Source organism: Candidatus Nitrosocosmicus oleophilus (assembly GCF_000802205.1).
Classification (GTDB): Archaea; Thermoproteota; Nitrososphaeria; order Nitrososphaerales; family Nitrososphaeraceae; genus Nitrosocosmicus; species Nitrosocosmicus oleophilus.
In genome coordinates this window covers 860,673-877,311 of sequence record NZ_CP012850.1, presented here as the reverse complement: position 1 = coordinate 877,311, position 16,639 = coordinate 860,673, and the positions used below count along the sequence as shown (strand labels likewise).

The following is a 16,639-nucleotide window of genomic DNA, read 5'->3' as shown; positions in this document are numbered from 1 at the left end:
GTATTTAAGAATTTCTTTTTATCTGAATTTCTATTGTCGAAACATTTCTTGTTCTACCGTCCTCGGCTTGAACGGTTTCAGATCCTATAAGGATATCACCAACGGCATAGCCAGCATTTTCCATTCTCTTTAGTATTATTTGTGATACATCCACAGCTCTGCCAATGCTTAAACCACGGGCTTTAATAGTTACAGAAGGTTGATTTGCCAATTGAATAAGTGTTGAAGTTACATAAGCCATCAATGGTTTTTTACCGATGTATATTGCGTCTCTTGTAGGGCTATTTTCTTTGTTTTGTTGATTAGGTTGTGAGTGTACTTCTGACATCAATATAAGTAATTTGATGGGATAATTTAAATCTAAGATTTTTTAGTAATAGAGAATAATCTCTTATTAATATGTTATGAAGAATCGTCAATAAATTCTTTTATTTTCAAATTGAGTTTGTCATTAGCAATCTTTAACCTATTAGAACGATCCGCAAGAATTTCCTCATATTCATTCATTCTTGTAGTAATGTAGGATATCATCTCTTTTTGTTCATTTTTATTAGGAGAACCTTTAGTAGCGCGATATTCTATTGAATTTTCTGGAGTCAAACTTTGGATTATACTTTGAATCTTTTCTAGCGTTAGGTCGGGATTTGAATATTCGATCAGTCCTAATGCTTTAGATATGTCACTCAGTTTTAATAGATTCAAAGGGATATTTCCATTCTTTACCGCATAATCTACTAAAGTACCGATTAATTTGTGAGACTCCCTAAAAGGTATTCCTCCTTTTTTTATAAGTTGTTCTGCAATGTCTAGTGATATAGCGTAACTTTTAGATGAATCTGCGTACATTTTGTTTTTATCTACACTCATTGTGGATATCACACCGACCATAATAGATAGAGAGTCTTCAAGTATTGAAGTAATTTTCCATAACAAAGGTTTTATTTCCTGTAAATCTCTGCTATATCCTGAAGGTAATCCTTTCATGATCGTAGAAATTGCTACCAAAATTCCCTGTACGACCCCTGTCTTTCCACGAATAAGTTCCAGAGGATCAGGATTCTTTTTTTGCGGCATTATGGACGAGGATGAGCTAAATCGATCATCCAAGAAAACAAAACCGAATTCGGATGTAGACCAAACAATAAGATCCTCTGCTACCTTACATAGGTTTAACATACAAGTCAGAGAAGTAGAAGCGAATTCTATCAATGAATCTCGTGAACTCGTCGCATCTATACTGTTATAGACAATATCTGAAAAACCTAACATGGATGACACTCTTTCACGATCTATGTTCATACTGCTTCCTCCAATAGCACAAGCCCCCAGTGGAGAACAATTAATCCTTTCATATGACTCTGAATATCTTTCGAAATCTCGGGTTAAAGAAAAGCAATATGATAATAAATAATGAGAAAAAACACCCAATTGAGCCTGTTGCATATGAGTGTACATAGGCATTATGGAATCAACATTGCTGCTTGCCTGCAATAATAATGATTTTATTAGCAGAATTATATTAGCACTTATTCGATTTAGATCATCCCGAAGTTTCATTCTAATGTCTAATATTACTTGGTCATTTCTCGATCTAGCAGTATGCATTTTCCCACCCGATTTGATATCGGTGATCCTTATAATAGCAGATTCTATCAATTCATGGATGTCTTCAGAAGTGCTATCACCATATCTGTTTAATGAATCGGAATTGGTCAATAAGTGATCTATACCTTTTAAAATAGCAACTAGTTCTTTTTTAGTCAGAATACCAACTTCATATAACATTATTACGTGAGCCTGACTTCCCAAAATATCGTAATAAAATAAGTCAGCATCTTCGGCTATTGAAGACAAAAATGATAGAGCTTTATCATCCAAATTTCCGCTGGGCCTGGACCTATACATTCAAAAATTTTAATTTAAACGGATATTTTAACATAATAAAATTGATTAGACGAAAAATATTGGAATTTAGTAAATAATTAATAAATAGGCAAGATGACAATATATGTTAATCATGTCTCAAGATTTACAACTAACTAGACGTCTAATATTTGATGAACTTACAAAAATAGTTGACCCAGAAATAGGAGTTTCAATAATGGAGTTAGAATTAATAGACAAGGTAGACATCGATAAAGGAAAAGTTGATGTCGATTTGCATCTTACAAGTCCATTCTGTCCAGCAGTATTTGGATTTAAGATAGCACAAGATGTAAGAGACAATATTTTTAAAGTTGAAGGCATCAACGATGTAAAAGTAAATGTTAGCAATCACTTCATGGCAGAAGCCATAAACAAGCAGGTAAATGAAAGTAAAAAACCTTCAGAAAAACCAGATGAGAAAAAAGAGTGAAAAATAGTCTGTTACTAGGCAAATAATGAATTTTTTGCTATTCCTCTTTTGACCTTAGAGTCGCAATTTTTTTATCATTTTTTGTAATTCCGATCAGATGGCCCTTAAGAAGCTGAATCCCTAATGCCGGGTCAACCCCTTTAGGGCATACATTACTGCAAGAACCCGCAAAATGGCATCTCCAAATTCCGTGTCTATCATCAATTATGTCAAGTCTAGTGGACTCGCCAGAATCTCTATTATCGGCCATATATCGATAGGCCTGAGACAAAGCCTGAGGTCCTGGAAACTTTGTATCCGTTGCTACGGTAGGACATGCAGAATAACATAAACCACATTTAATACAATACGAGAATTGCAAATATTTGTCTACATCTTCTGGAGTCTGTTTAAATTCAACCAAATCATCTTTATTTACAACTTCAATGGGCACCTTTTCATTATGTATATACGGTTCGATCTTTTTGTGATGAGAGAAGAATTCTGTAAAATCTGTGACTAAATCTCTTATCCTTGGGAAACTAGGCAGTGGATCACAAACTATTGTTTGGTCATTTAATTCGGATATTTTTGTATAACATGCTAATCTGGGCTTGCCATTAATTTTCATGCCACATGACCCGCACGAAGCCATTCTGCATGAATATCTAATTCCTAAGCTGCTGTCAGAATAAGATTTGGCATCTAACAGTGCATCCAAAACGGTAGTCCATCGTTTAACAGATACTTCAAATTCGTCATAATGTGGAGACTCTTTTTTGTTATAATTAGTTCTATATACCTTTAATTTTATTTTGTTAGTTTCTTCGCTCATATCTATCCACACATGTTTTTATTTCAGATTCAAGTTTAACAATCAGAATTGGTGTAAAAGATGACCAGTGTATTAAATTTTCTTGATACATATTATAATTGACTCCCAATAATAATCGTTCTTGTACCATATGCTACAACACCAATCATTGCGGCCAGCACCAATATAGTTATTGTGGACTCCCACCATTGATTTTGTTTAAGTTCTATCAAGATAATTCTCAAGCCATTAAATCCATGAATGGAGATAAAAACGAGGATTAATTCCAACAGTATCACATAGTACATATTATGATAATTAGCCACTACGTTATGAAATTCTAAACTTTGGCCAAAGGGCATAATAAGTCTAAATAATATATGAATTGCCACAAAGAATACGGCACATATCCCCGTCAAATAATGAATTTTCATTATTTGACTTTCGCGCAATTTTAATAACGGCATCCTAGATTCTAAGCTCCATAAAATAATTCAAGCTGTTATAGGTGTTTGTCATGTCCAACCTTAGCTCACATCTCCAAACATAACCATACCACCATACAACATGGCAATAGCAGCTAATAACATAGCAACCCATATGCCAGATTTTTGCTTATAATTCAAAGAAGTTGCATCATATGGATAATCCGGTCGTCCTGGTCTACCTATGCCTATTCCAGACTCGGTAAAAATAAGGCGTAATCCGTTAACTGTATGAAAAGTGCTTGCACCTATAACCAATAATAGAAATATGTGGCCTCCAGTTGTCTGAGTCAACTCTAACATACTATTCCAAGCATTAATCCCATTTACTAATGAGCTAGTTTCATATATATGCCCTATAAAGTAGATTAACAAACCTACTCCGGTTAAACGTTGCAACCAATAAGATACTCTTTCCCAACCATATCTAGTAGGGTTCAACCAGCCCATCAATCCTTCACGTCCAGATTTGAGCTTAATATCGCCACCTGTACTAGGATTATTCTCACTATTAGATTTTATACCCATTTAATATTTTCTCTCCACTGGTGCATACCGAGTAAATACGACCGGATGCCATTCCATCCTAGGTTCCCCGTCACTATTATGATACGCAAGAGTATGTTTTAAAAAGTTATTATCATCGCGGTTGGGATAATCTATTCGTGCATGAGCTCCTCTAGATTCGCGTCTATTTATTGCACCCATCAATACTATTTCAGCAACTCGCATCATGGAATCTATTTCCATCACATTAATGAAATTTGTATTGTATTCTTTTGCTTGATCATCAACGTGTTTCCAACTCAAAGATTTAAGACTACGAATTCTTTTTAGTCCCTCTATGAGATCATTTTCATTTCTGTAAACATAAGATTTTTCATCCATAGTGTCAGTCAAATTCTTTCGAATTTCATAGGGGTTAGAATCGCCACGACCTCTAAATATCCCATCATAAATTCTCTTTTCTTCCATCAAAAATTGATGATCATCCGTACTTGGAATGCTATTCTTTTTACTTAAAGCGTGATTGGCAGCTAATTCTCCAGTAATAGCACCCCATACGAGACATTCAGAAGTAGAATTTGCCCCTAAACGATTTGCTCCATGAGTACTATTACACGAGGCCTCACCAGCTACCCACAGCCCATCAAATTCAGTAGCACCATCCACATTAGAATGGATGCCACCCATCATATAATGACACACAGGTCTCACTTCGATGGGTTCATCAATTACGTCTATTCCAGAAAATTTGATTCCAATTTCTCTGATCCCTGCAAGTTTTTCTTTAATTCTTTCTGCACCTAGATGTGTTAGATCCAATTTAAGACAATCGGCACCTGTAACATGTTTAAAACCCCTCCCTGCCTGAATTTCAGTTATCATAGAACGAGACACCACATCTCTTGGAGCAAGTTCTAATTTTTCGCCTGCATAATTCTTCATAAACCGCTCACCTTCAGAATTGATCAAATATCCCCCCTCTCCCCGCGCACCTTCGGTAATCAAGATTCCAGATGGCAAAATACCCGTGGGATGGAATTGAACAAATTCCATATCCTTTAAAGCCATTCCAGCACGGTATGCCATATCTAAACCATCTGGAGTAGAAGAATAAGCATAGGTAGAGAAGCTATAGATCCTGCCTGCGCCTCCGGTACAAATTATGCCTGATGGGGCAACGACCTTAACAAAATTGCCATTTTTCATCTCTATGCAAGTAAATCCTTGAAAGGTATTCCCTTCATGAAGGATTGAGGTACAGAACCATTCATTAAAGAAAAAAATATTATCATATTTAAGACATGTATCATAGAGCGTTTGCATTTCATAAAATCCTACTTTATCTTGAGCATAAGTAGCCCTCGGAAAAGAATAGCCACCAAATTTCCGTTGATCGATTCTTCCATTATCCCGTCTCGACCATGGCATTCCCCATCTATCTAGTTGTATTATTTCAGATGGAATCCAATTTACAAGTTTTTCTGCAACGTCTTGGTCTGCTAAAAAATCACTACCTTTAATAGTATCATATATATGCGATTCTATGTTATCACCTTCGTTTTCATACAGTACAGCAGCAGTACCCCCTTCAGCAGATACAGAATGAGAACGCATGACCTGAACTTTTGACAGAACAGCAATTTTTAGATTCTTGTTTTTCGAGGCGGCAGTAATAGCAGCCCTAAGTCCTGCCAAGCCAGACCCTACTATAAGTATATCGTAAGAAAGAGTTTCCGTCAAATACTTTATCTCATGATATCTAAATCAAGTCAATAATAAATTCTTTCTAATAATTAATCACAAGTTTGCAGCACATCTGTTATTTATTATCAATTTTTAATATAATTGCATAAATAGGAAATTAAGCAAAAAAACTCGTTTTTATACTGATCTTATTTATTAGGATTGGGTTTTTTGGAGTAGACTATCCAATCCCTTTTCGCCTACTGCACCAACTGCTCTATCTACTGCATTACCACCAACAAACATTACAAATGTAGGTATTGCATACACTTCTAGACGCATTGCTATTGATTGATTGTCATCTACGTTTAATCTACCGAATTTGACTTTATCCGTGTATTTTTTGGAAAGTTTATCAAATATTGGGAGCATAAATTGGCATGGGCCACACCATGTTGCCCAAAAATCAACTAAGACGATCTTGTTATCAGATATAAAGTGTTCAAAATTATTTTCGGATAATTCTATTATAGTATTAGAAGAGGAGGTAGATCCTGATTCGTTAGTCATTTTTACGGATAATCTATATTAATATTTGATATATAAGACTTTACGATCACATGAATCATTATATTAATGAAAAATTAATAGATTTTTAAGGAAAACGTATTAACATAAAAAACTAAATTTATATAAACCGCATTCAACTGTACTATATATTTTGTTATAAATTGATTTTTTTTACATTTCTAAATATTCAAAGATATTTTATTGTAATTATTATATGACATGATAAATTAAGATCTGAGCACAATCAATAGGATGAAATTATGCAAAACTCGTATGATTTGTAGTTATCAAATTAAAAAATTTCTGAGATACCATTGCTTGCATGATTTCTTCTTCAGATTGATATCCGATTTTGACCATGACAAAATTCTTTAAATGTATTTTTTACCTAATTTATATATGCTAGATAAAAGAGTAGAATTAACTGCCTGAAAAAATTAGATCATGATGTGTTAGAATGCGACACACTGTTATAAACCGACACATGAGATACCAGCATATCATGAATTTTCTATATATTTCTATATATTTCTATATATTTCTATATGAAAAAACGCTTATAAAGAAATGATCTACCCAAACAATGTAATAGACAGAATAAGAATATTCTAACCTCCATTCTTTTTCCAGTGTTTTGTAGGCACCAATCTATTGATAAAATGATACGAAAATTAAAATATTTATATCATTTAGATCTAGATTTAACTATTTATTATAAATAGAATAATAACATTCTAATTTACTAATAAAGTTTAGAATGGCAATAACAGATATAACGCATCTTAAGTGCTAAAAGGCTATAAATCTACTATATACTCAATTATGGTTTCATTTGTATCTTTATAATTGAGTATTTTCATTTCATGATAGGTTATTCCTTTAATTTCCACCTTAAGTTCATGCTTACTAATATCGACAAGTTCGCCCTCACCATAGCCCGTAAGTAAGTATCTATTAGAAGATTCATCAAAGGTAATTTCAATCTTAAACTTTGAAAAAATCACTTTATCAATGAGCATCATCAGCAAGATTTTATCAAGCCAATCAAACAATAGATTCTCTAACTCGTCACCCTCTGCAAAAATAGGAATCTGTTGCTTTTTCTCTATATTTTCTATATCATACATAATATTAACCAAGCCCATTGCCGAATATTCAAAAGCTTCATTCATGGTTTGACCTCTGATGCGTAAATATGCGTCCGTCATATGGTCAAGATATTCAACACTGTCAAGAAACATACAGCATTATTAAACTGATAGATATTATAATGAACCGGAAAATCTAAATTAAAAAATATTGACAATCTAAACAACAATGAAATTTCTACTGCCGAGAGGGATGAGGGATCTAGAGCCAGACGAGTACAAGGACATCAATGTGATCAGAAATGCTTTCATAGACTCTGCAAGAATTTTTAATTTTATGTTGATGGAACCGTCTCCATTAGAATTATTATCTACCCTCGAGACAAAGTCAGGTCCTTCTATAACTAAGGAGATCTACAATTTCGTAGACAAAGGGAATAGGAATATTGCTCTTAGATTTGACTTGACCATAGGATTAACAAGATACTTTGTATCACGAAGAGATCTGAAGATTCCCACAAAAATGGCCTCCTTTGGGGGAGTTTGGAGATATGATGAGCCACAAGCAGGAAGATACAGATTTTTCCATCAATGGGACATTGAAATATACGGCCCTACATCAATAGAATCTGATACTGAAATAATTGAATTTACATCAATTTTTCTACAAAAACTTGGATTGAGGAATATACTAATCGATATTAGCAGTAGAAATTTAATTGAAGAATATATCAAAAATATTCTCAAGATATCAAACGATGAAGAAACTTTTGAGATATTTAGGGCAATTGACAAAATACCAAAGAAGGGAAAAGCCAGTGTGCTAAAAGAATATGATGAAAGAATTGATATTAAAGTCCTAGAAAAAGTGATTAATTTTGCAGAGAAAAAAGGTAGTTTCAAGGAATTAGATGGTGCTATGAATTTGCTCAAACTGAAAAGCTGGGAAGATCTAGGAAAAATCAATACGTCGTTATCAAATAAAGGAATAAATAACATTCGAATTAATTTGGGCATCGTAAGAGGTTTGGACTATTATTCAGGGGTAGTTTTTGAAGCAATAGACACAGGAAATGATCTAGGATCCCTCGTTGGAGGTGGTCGATACAACAAACTTACCGATGCGTTTGGAAGAAAGGATGTTGGAGCCATTGGAGCAGCGGGTGGGATCGAGCGTATTGTTTTGGCAATGAAACAACAAGGAATATTTAAGAAAGATGAAAATGATGAATTTAAAGATTTGAATTATATAGTATATGACTCAATCGAAATATATGATTATGTAGAACGATTAGCCTCGTATTTAAGGAGAAACAATTTTCCAGTTGACTATGACTTGTTAAGAAGATCATTTTCAAAACAAATGGCAGAAGCAGAAAATAAGAAGAGTAAAAAAATCATAATTGTAAGTAAAGAGGATTTAGAAACAAATGGTGAAGTAATATTAAGAGACTCATTTCAAATGACAGATAGGAAGATAAACATAACTAAGGGCTTTGATGAATTAGTTAATGATTTAGTCGAAATAAGATTGGGATAAATCTAGAGTTTGATGGATTTTACACTTTTCATTTTAATAAAACCACTTGGAGTCTTTGCATATACTTTTCTCAACACTAAATCTGGTGGATCATAACTTATGTATAGATCACCCTCGCTTAGTTCTTGAACATTATAATTAATTTCAATTGTCTCTTCAGGTATCCCATGTTCTTTCAATCTTAGTTTGGCTTTTTCGATTAATTCGGAATCAGAAGTATTAGGAGCAAAGAAAATTTTTCCTATTAAATTAAATTCATTCATAGGTTTTATATTATTTACAAATTTAACACTATATAAATATCAGATGACATTAATTACATATTTATTATATGTATCCAAAAGCGGGATCTGTTTTTCTTCTGAGGCTAACGATATGATCCAAAATTATTTTTTCTTCTTCATCTAATTTATTATTAAAACGATTCAGTAGTAACTTAGCTTGCCTACTATCCAGATAGGTATAAAAAACATCACCCTCGTTAATTTGCCGTCCTATCTGAGGCCCATTAACTGATACAGCCACTTGCATTCCCCTAGTAGCTTCTTCGATTGATTTACCCTTATCCTGGATCTGATGTATTACCCCCACTTTTTTTCCATCAGGATTCATTATTGACATTTTTTGTTTCATTTTGCCTATGGTAATTTCCGCACCAAAAACAGCTGGATCACTTCTTCTAAAAACATAGCCTTTCATAAATTCAAATTTACAAATTGGAAATATTTCATTAAATAGGATAGAATCCTCATGATTCTTTTGGTAAGATACCCAGTCGGTATAGCTACGCACCAGGTTATAAATAACTTTTTCATTAAAGATCTTGACATCCCTTTCAAACGACTCTTTTTCTGCATCTTCTAAAATTTTTACATTAAAGCCCAATATTATGCCCAGGTATCTGTCCTTTTCTTTAACTGCAGATGCAGTCATCACGTCTCTTCGACTTATCTGTCCGATGTCTGCAGAGCGGATTGGGATGTTCTCTTTTTTTAGCATTTCCGAAATTGCCTCAATCGAACCTATAGTATCGCATCTTAGAATAATGCCATTGGAGTCTGTGTTAATAAGTGCAGATTTTACTTCGGATTCAACTAGATTTTTTATCTTCTCTTCGTCATCGGTAGAGGCGAGTCCATATAATGGACTGCCGGCTATCACACCATCCAAATCAGGGGAAGTTATTTTTAATCCCGCAGCAGAAATTACCGTATCTACATGACGAAATTTATCCCTGGGATCACGCATTTCATCAAGTGGCTTTGGCAGAAGTAACGATTTAATCCTAGTCACTATAACAGAATTGCGTTTTGCGACCACTACTGAATCACCTTGCTTTATGATACCGTCCAAAAGAATGACATTAGCAGAAGGTCCTAATCCGACTTCTTCATTTACTTCTAGTATAATTCCTTTAGCGGATCCTTCATGCCTTTCTAATTTTTTTATCATGAATTGTTGAGCCAATCCTACCAGGACTGTCAAAAGCTCAGGAATACCAACACCACTTGATGCACTAACTGGGACTAAAGCAACTTCTTTAGTAAAATCCTTAACACGCCAAAAAGCTTCTGAATTGAATCCTAATTGTGAAAGAGAACCCAATACACTATAAGTTTTATTATCAAGATCGACTTGAACTTCCTTCGGCTGAAATTTGATCTCTTCGGTAATGAAATTGGTAATTCCTTTTTTCCAGCCTGTAATACGATCGACTTTGTTTATTGCAACTACAAAAGGTACTTTCCTATTCTTTAAAATGTTTATACTTTCTATAGTCTGAGGTTCAAATCCCTTATTAACATCGACTACAACAATTGCTATATCTGCAGCTGATCCCCCCCTTAATCTTAAATTTGCAAAAACCTCATGTCCAGGGGTATCAATAACTAATAATCCAGGAATAGCATGATCATGTGATAATAATTTCTTAAATAACGGACCTGTCAAACTCTGAATTATTTCTATTGGAAAAAAACTTGCCCCGATATGTTGAGTAATACCCCCAGCTTCTCGCGATTGAACGAATGTTCCCCTCATCTTATCTAGTAACGAGGTTTTACCAGAGTCTACATGACCTAGAACTACTACTACAGGCTGACGTAGATGCACTTATAAAAATACTACTGATGACTCTTTTATGAAGCTTTCATGCGAATCGGAAGCATGAATAATATTATCACTTATTCCCAGACCAAAATCGCCTCTTATTGTTCCAGGGGCAGCATCGAAAGATTTTGTAAGGCCAATCATTATCCTAACCGTGCTGACGGCATTATTTCCTTCCAAAATACATGCAACTACGGTCCCAGAGCAAACAAATGAAACTAGTTCCTTAAAAAAAGGTTTGCTTCTATGAATTGAATAAAAATCTTGAGCTTTTTCATCTGTAAAATCATAGGTCTTTAGTTGTTTGATGTTAAAGCCCTTTTCCTCAAAACGTTGAATTATTTTTCCTACCAATTTTCGTTTAAATGCATCTGGTTTAATAAGTATTAGAGTTTGTTCTACCCCCATTTCACTTTTGCTTCCTAATTCCACCTTTGATGTATTTATCAGTCCATTTAAATAATCGTGGATCACGTTTCAAATCGCGAAGATTCTTTTTGCATTTTGATGAACAAGTCCATTGGATCGATCCATCATTTTTGACTAACATTATCCCTTTACCCGTATCAACATGCCTTCCACAAAAAAAACAGTTTCGCAATGATGCAACATTCTTACTCATTATTTAACCACCTGCAATAACTCCATATTTTAAGCATCACTTTATTTTTCTTGCCTCACGTTCTGTTTCTCTAAGCATCAAAATATCATTCATTCTAACTGGTCCCTTTACGTTTCGAGTTAAAATCCTGCCTTTGTCTTTTCCTTCAGATATCCTTACGCGAACTTGAATTACTTCTCCAGCGATTCCAGTTCTGCCTACGATTTGAATTACTTCTGCAGGAATGACCTTTTCCTCAGTCTTGCTCATTTAATAAAATACACCTGTTTTACTCAGACTTGTTTTTTATGCTATCAATAGTATTTGTAATCTGGTCAAGAATTTGTTGAGATTCGCCAGGATCTATTATAGTTGCAGCAGCAGAGCCTACATCAATTCCTAATGCACCACCCAAGTCTTTCTTACTAGGAACGAAAACATATTTAGATGAACGTTCATCGCACAAAATTGGCAAATGTGCTACAACCTCTGGTGGTTCAACATCTTCTGCGATGACAACTAATTTGCTTATTCCTCTTTCTATTGCTTTTGTAGTTTCATTTGTTCCTTTTCTAATTTTACCACTCTGTTTTGCAAGTCTTACTGCCTCATAAACGGCACTAACCAGATCTTGAGGTATATCAAATTTTACATAATATGGTTTACTCATAATTTACAATCACCCATTGGGATCATTTCCACTCTTTCTTATGATAAAAAAGAGTATTAAAAATGTTATCATATATCAATCAGCAGGGTTCAAAATATTATTTATTAAATTAAGGTATTCTTTTACTTTTGAATCTAACAAACTTTCATCATTGGATTCGCCATAGATTCGAATCAAAGGTTCTGTGCCGCTAGGTCTGAACATTATCCACGACTCAGCATCAAACCATATTTTCACTCCATCGATCCTTTCTATCTTGAATACAGATCCATGTGCAGCACATACATCCAAAACATGTTGCATGTCATCGTTGCTAGACAAATTCAAGCTAGATTTGTATTGAAATGTATTATCGAACATAGAGAAAATATCTGATAGTGACGATTTTTTATCTGTTAGCTTGTCAACGCTTTTTGTGGTTTGTCCCTGTTTTTCCTGCTTATGATAGCTCATCATTTCTAAAACCAAAGCTGTGGTGATCGCTCCATCACGAACTAAATTCAGAGGTCCATAAAAAAAACCTCCATTTTCTTCAAATCCGATAAGAGAATTAGTATTTTTCATGCCATAAGAAACCTCAACGCTTCCGACCTTAGTAAAATAAACATCCTTCTTAACCAACTCACCAATTTTTGAAATAACCAATGAAGAATTAACAGGGCATACGATTGTCGTATCCATTTTCTTATTTTTAATTAAATGATAAGATAGAATTGATCCTGTTTTATCTCCCCAATGGATTATTCCCTTTTCATCACAAAAAATACTTCTGTCCCCATCCCCATCGTATGCAACACCCAAATCAGAGCTTGTCTTTTTTACCAGTTCAGTAAGACTAGATAAATTATCCATTTTCGGCTCGGAGCCCCTTGCAGAAAAATTTGGATCAATATAGCCATTCATGATTAGCACTTCACATCCTAATATTCTTCCTATCAAAGGAGCTACTAACGATTGGACCCCGTTACCACAATCCATGATAATCTTAAGATTTGATCGTCTAATAATGTCAATATCTATAAAAGATAGCACCTTGTCGATATATTGTCCCAAAACATCCAATTTGAATAAGTTCCCAAAGGAACCAGAATCCCCTCTCATGAACTTTTTTTCATAATAGATGGACTCAATTTTTATTTCATCATCTCTAGACAGCTCAAATCCATGGGTTGAAATTGGTTTTATTCCGTTATACTCCTTAGGATTATGTGATGCTGTAATCATAATTCCACCAGAAGATCTCAAATTTTTGACAGTGAATTGTAGACAAGGTGTAGGTGTCATGCCCATCGTATATACATCGATACCCATTGACATTAACACAGCCGATATAATTTTTTGAATTGCAAAACTAGAAGAACGACCATCATATCCCAACACTATTGGCCCCTTTTCAAAAAAACGACCTATAGAAAAAGTGATATCTATTAAAAACTCAATTGACAGATCTTTTCCAAATATCCCCCTTATGCCATTTGTCCCAAATAGTTTTTTTTCCGTCAAAACATCTCCCTAGTTAAATCAATATTTATGCCCTCCTAATAATTATTTAAACGATAAGAGAATGAATAATCCGTCAGGTAAGAAAGATCATCGAACAAAGAATTTAACATGAAATGTATTAACAATAGATAAATTTGGCTTTAATGTAGTCCAAAGTAATGCGGGGGTTGCCAAGCCCGGTCAACGGCGCAGGTCAGAAATTGTGCGAGGCTTAGAATGAGCTTGGAAGTTTCCTACAACCCTGTTCCTTAGGGATTCGTGGGTTCGAATCCCACCTCCCGCATTTATGAACTAATTTGAATTACAAATCTAATAAGAGTTGAAAATTCCCTAATTATCATTTGAAAAGCTTAAATAACATTCTGATTTTATGAAACAGGTTGATAGATCCACACAGTTGGAGAAGAATTTTCAAACATCACGACGATGTTTTGCGCTTTAATAGAGGATAGACATATGAGGCAACAGCAAAAAAGGATACAAAAGCCAAGAATTGTGAAACAAACTAAAGAATTTGACTATAATAAACCAATTTCAAAATGCAATGTATGTTATACTTTATGCGGGTGGCATTGCTATGAATGTGAAACTGATTTTTGTCAAGATCATTTTGTACAACATAAGGAAAAAGGATTGTGTAAAAAAGTTATACAATAGATATTTCAATATTAAAGAAAATTACATACAATGTTAGAATTCAGATCTTGAATAGCGACCTCTTTTTTCAATTTCACTTACTGTTTTAAATACTTTTGACGTTATACTACCACATATTTTCTTATATCCATTATAGAAATTTCTAAAAGATATGTCAAAATCATCTACATGGAAGCTGGCCAATATTTCCTTAAATAACCGGATATCTGCAGCTTTATCTTCATATCGTTCAGAAAAGAAAGACAATCCAAAATCGATTGCAAAAATGGCTCCATTTGAGGATATAATAAAATTGGATGTGGTAATATCTCCATGAATTATGTTATTACAATGAAGGGTTCCAACGATTTCCCCAAGATTTATACAAAGATCGGGGGAAAAAAAGTCTTTGACCGTTTTTCCTTCGATGTATTCCATTATAATTTCAAAATTTTTTATGTCAAGAAAATAAATGAAAGGAGTATTGATCCCAAAAAACTTTACTTGGGATAAAATATTAGCTTCATGAATTGTTCGCCGTTTCCTCAATGGAATATCGATAGAAGAGTTACGATATGCTTTAGCAATTCGAACCTTTGAAATAGCATTAACACCATGCCAATTAATGAGGTACAGTTCTGATTCAGCACCTTTTTTTAATAACATTCTATCGTTCGTCAATAGATAATTTTAGTAATACGTTATTACTTTAAAAATTATGGACAAAACATCATCTTCATCAAATAAAGAAAAAAATGTTCTATTTGAAGACTGTTCAGAAGATACTTTGAAGAGTGGAATTCTTACTTTAACAAATAGAAAACTCGCCTTTGAAAAAACCAAAGGTCGAATAGCAACATTATCTAAAGAATTACTTGGTGAAAAAATAGAATTTGAATTAAAGGACATTGCACAAGCAAGATCTGAAGGAAGAATTATCAAAAAATTAGTGATAGAACTAAACAATAGTAACAACACTTACAAGTTTGGAGTGATGAATCCCGGTAACTGGGTTAAAGAAATTAAGTTACAGATCGAAGATCAAAATAAAGGTAGTTCATGAAGTTATCTCCACGGAATATGTACACTATCCAATCTCCAAGACTGGTAAACAGATGCATCTTCGGGTTTAACGCTACTAGATGGACAATTTAAATACATCTGAGCACCAGTCCATGCTATCTGTGTGCCGTTATCCCCACAAAACCTCTGTGGACAAGAATTAAAATTAGAACTATGTATATCGCAGGCGGTTTCAAGCATGTTGGACAGTCTCTTATTCGCTGAAACACCCCCAACAATTAGAAATTCCTTATTTCCAGTAAAGGCTAGTGCACGTTCGACCGCCTCTACAATGATAGAAAATGCTGTTTCTTGTAGTGAAAAACATATGTCACGGATATCATTATCGTTGTCATTTAGCAAAGTTTTAACTGCACTAAGTAATCCCGAAAATGATACATCATTCCCTTTAATAATATAGGGCAGTGGGTATATCTTTCGACTCTTTGATAAATAAGATACCTCTTCGATCTTATTTCCACATGGGGATGAAAAGCCCATTTTTCTTCCCACTTGATCAAAAAGTTGTCCTAGTGTAATATCCAAAGTTTCCCCAAATATTCTCCATTTATTCTTATAGTAAATAAGTAACATAGTATGTCCTCCAGAAACCAATAATGTTAATGGACTTTCAGATCCAGTAAGTTTAATTCCTAATTCTATATGACCCACTGCATGGTTTACAGGAATTAGAGGTATATTATGAAAAGAAGCCAATGATCTAGAAACAACAGCGCCTATTCTTAAACAAGGTCCCAATCCTGGACCAGCAGAATAAGAAACAATATCAATGTCCTTAATACCAACTCTAGCATCTTGTAGACATTTTTTTAAGATTTCGGTAGCTACCATGGTATGATGTTTAGATGCATCCCTAGGATGAATACCCCATCCTGCTGATGCTTTATAAATGTCCCTTACTTCTGACAAAATAAACTCGCTTTCTGTATTGCCAGTATCACTTTTTTTGTCAATTTCTATTATAGAACATCCAAACGTATGAGCGGTGCTTTCAATTCCTAAACATAACATAACA

The 16,639-nt window shown here is 34.1% G+C and carries 20 protein-coding genes and 1 tRNA gene; 4 read left to right on the top strand and 17 right to left on the bottom strand.

The window, feature by feature from the left end; all coding sequences use genetic code 11:
• Positions 1 to 4: 4 nt before the first annotated feature.
• Together NMY3_RS04245 and argH are read right to left on the bottom strand one after the other, a co-directional pair.
• Positions 5 to 328 (bottom strand): DNA-binding protein, encoded by a 324-nt coding sequence (locus NMY3_RS04245; RefSeq protein WP_196817686.1) that lies wholly within the window; start codon positions 326 to 328, stop codon positions 5 to 7.
• A gap of 74 nt (positions 329 to 402) precedes the next feature.
• Complete coding sequence (gene argH, locus NMY3_RS04240; RefSeq protein ID WP_231100257.1) at positions 403 to 1,905, bottom strand: argininosuccinate lyase; 1,503 nt, start codon at positions 1,903 to 1,905, stop codon at positions 403 to 405.
• A gap of 112 nt (positions 1,906 to 2,017) precedes the next feature.
• Between argH and NMY3_RS04235 the strand changes: the two genes are divergently transcribed.
• The gene (locus NMY3_RS04235) at positions 2,018 to 2,356 is read left to right on the top strand and encodes a metal-sulfur cluster assembly factor (protein WP_196817684.1); all 339 of its coding nucleotides are present in this window, start codon (positions 2,018 to 2,020) and stop codon (positions 2,354 to 2,356) included.
• 37 nt (positions 2,357 to 2,393) lie between these two features.
• Here the strand turns inward: NMY3_RS04235 and NMY3_RS04230 are convergent, their stop codons facing one another.
• The 6 genes from NMY3_RS04230 to NMY3_RS04205 all read right to left on the bottom strand — a co-directional run bounded on the left by NMY3_RS04230 (position 2,394) and on the right by NMY3_RS04205 (position 7,635).
• Entirely contained in the window at positions 2,394 to 3,170 is a 777-nt protein-coding gene (locus NMY3_RS04230; RefSeq protein WP_196817683.1) for a succinate dehydrogenase/fumarate reductase iron-sulfur subunit, read from the bottom strand.
• Between the two features lie 92 nt (positions 3,171 to 3,262).
• Positions 3,263 to 3,616 carry a succinate dehydrogenase gene (locus NMY3_RS04225; protein WP_196817682.1) on the bottom strand — a complete coding sequence of 118 codons (354 nt, stop codon included), beginning with the start codon at positions 3,614 to 3,616 and terminating at the stop codon, positions 3,263 to 3,265.
• Between the two features lie 60 nt (positions 3,617 to 3,676).
• Positions 3,677 to 4,084 (bottom strand): succinate dehydrogenase, encoded by a 408-nt coding sequence (locus NMY3_RS04220; RefSeq protein WP_425319393.1) that lies wholly within the window; start codon positions 4,082 to 4,084, stop codon positions 3,677 to 3,679.
• 78 nt (positions 4,085 to 4,162) lie between these two features.
• Complete coding sequence (locus tag NMY3_RS04215) at positions 4,163 to 5,881, bottom strand: FAD-binding protein (protein ID WP_196817680.1); 1,719 nt, start codon at positions 5,879 to 5,881, stop codon at positions 4,163 to 4,165.
• A 159-nt stretch (positions 5,882 to 6,040) separates the two neighbouring features.
• Positions 6,041 to 6,394: a thioredoxin gene (trxA, locus tag NMY3_RS04210; protein ID WP_196817679.1), complete on the bottom strand. Its 354-nt coding sequence runs from the start codon at positions 6,392 to 6,394 to the stop codon at positions 6,041 to 6,043.
• 797 nt (positions 6,395 to 7,191) lie between these two features.
• Entirely contained in the window at positions 7,192 to 7,635 is a 444-nt protein-coding gene (locus NMY3_RS04205; RefSeq protein WP_196817678.1) for an archease, read from the bottom strand.
• A gap of 76 nt (positions 7,636 to 7,711) precedes the next feature.
• Between NMY3_RS04205 and hisS the strand changes: the two genes are divergently transcribed.
• Entirely contained in the window at positions 7,712 to 9,022 is a 1,311-nt protein-coding gene (gene hisS / locus NMY3_RS04200) for a histidine--tRNA ligase (RefSeq protein WP_196817677.1), read from the top strand.
• A gap of 2 nt (positions 9,023 to 9,024) precedes the next feature.
• On the opposite strand, the gene NMY3_RS04195 is transcribed toward hisS, so the two are convergent.
• The 7 genes from NMY3_RS04195 to NMY3_RS04165 form a co-directional block, all read right to left on the bottom strand.
• On the bottom strand, positions 9,025 to 9,285 hold the full coding sequence (locus NMY3_RS04195) for a hypothetical protein (RefSeq protein ID WP_196817676.1): 261 nt from the start codon (positions 9,283 to 9,285) through the stop codon (positions 9,025 to 9,027).
• 64 nt (positions 9,286 to 9,349) lie between these two features.
• A complete protein-coding gene (infB, locus tag NMY3_RS04190; RefSeq protein ID WP_196817675.1) occupies positions 9,350 to 11,134 on the bottom strand; it encodes a translation initiation factor IF-2 in 1,785 nt (594 codons plus the stop codon).
• The gene (ndk, locus tag NMY3_RS04185; RefSeq protein WP_196817674.1) at positions 11,135 to 11,539 is read right to left on the bottom strand and encodes a nucleoside-diphosphate kinase; all 405 of its coding nucleotides are present in this window, start codon (positions 11,537 to 11,539) and stop codon (positions 11,135 to 11,137) included.
• Position 11,540: 1 nt separating this feature from the next.
• The gene (locus NMY3_RS04180; RefSeq protein ID WP_196817673.1) at positions 11,541 to 11,753 is read right to left on the bottom strand and encodes a 50S ribosomal protein L24e; all 213 of its coding nucleotides are present in this window, start codon (positions 11,751 to 11,753) and stop codon (positions 11,541 to 11,543) included.
• 36 nt (positions 11,754 to 11,789) lie between these two features.
• Entirely contained in the window at positions 11,790 to 12,002 is a 213-nt protein-coding gene (locus NMY3_RS04175; protein WP_134484477.1) for a 30S ribosomal protein S28e, read from the bottom strand.
• A 19-nt stretch (positions 12,003 to 12,021) separates the two neighbouring features.
• Positions 12,022 to 12,402, bottom strand: a complete 381-nt coding sequence (gene rpl7ae / locus NMY3_RS04170; protein WP_196817672.1) for a 50S ribosomal protein L7Ae — start codon at positions 12,400 to 12,402, stop codon at positions 12,022 to 12,024.
• A gap of 75 nt (positions 12,403 to 12,477) precedes the next feature.
• Positions 12,478 to 13,905 (bottom strand): phosphoglucosamine mutase, encoded by a 1,428-nt coding sequence (locus NMY3_RS04165; protein ID WP_196817671.1) that lies wholly within the window; start codon positions 13,903 to 13,905, stop codon positions 12,478 to 12,480.
• A gap of 160 nt (positions 13,906 to 14,065) precedes the next feature.
• Between NMY3_RS04165 and NMY3_RS04160 the strand changes: the two genes are divergently transcribed.
• A tRNA-Leu gene (locus tag NMY3_RS04160) sits at positions 14,066 to 14,188 on the top strand.
• Positions 14,189 to 14,595: 407 nt separating this feature from the next.
• Here NMY3_RS04160 and NMY3_RS04155 read toward each other — a convergent pair.
• Positions 14,596 to 15,222 carry a KEOPS complex kinase/ATPase Bud32 gene (locus NMY3_RS04155; RefSeq protein WP_196817670.1) on the bottom strand — a complete coding sequence of 209 codons (627 nt, stop codon included), beginning with the start codon at positions 15,220 to 15,222 and terminating at the stop codon, positions 14,596 to 14,598.
• A gap of 37 nt (positions 15,223 to 15,259) precedes the next feature.
• Between NMY3_RS04155 and NMY3_RS04150 the strand changes: the two genes are divergently transcribed.
• On the top strand, positions 15,260 to 15,604 hold the full coding sequence (locus tag NMY3_RS04150; protein WP_196817669.1) for a hypothetical protein: 345 nt from the start codon (positions 15,260 to 15,262) through the stop codon (positions 15,602 to 15,604).
• Positions 15,605 to 15,606: 2 nt separating this feature from the next.
• Here the strand turns inward: NMY3_RS04150 and kae1 are convergent, their stop codons facing one another.
• Positions 15,607 to 16,635, bottom strand: coding sequence for a KEOPS complex N(6)-L-threonylcarbamoyladenine synthase Kae1 (kae1, locus tag NMY3_RS04145; protein WP_196818470.1), 1,029 nt, complete (start codon positions 16,633 to 16,635; stop codon positions 15,607 to 15,609).
• Between the last annotated feature and the right edge of the window lie 4 nt (positions 16,636 to 16,639).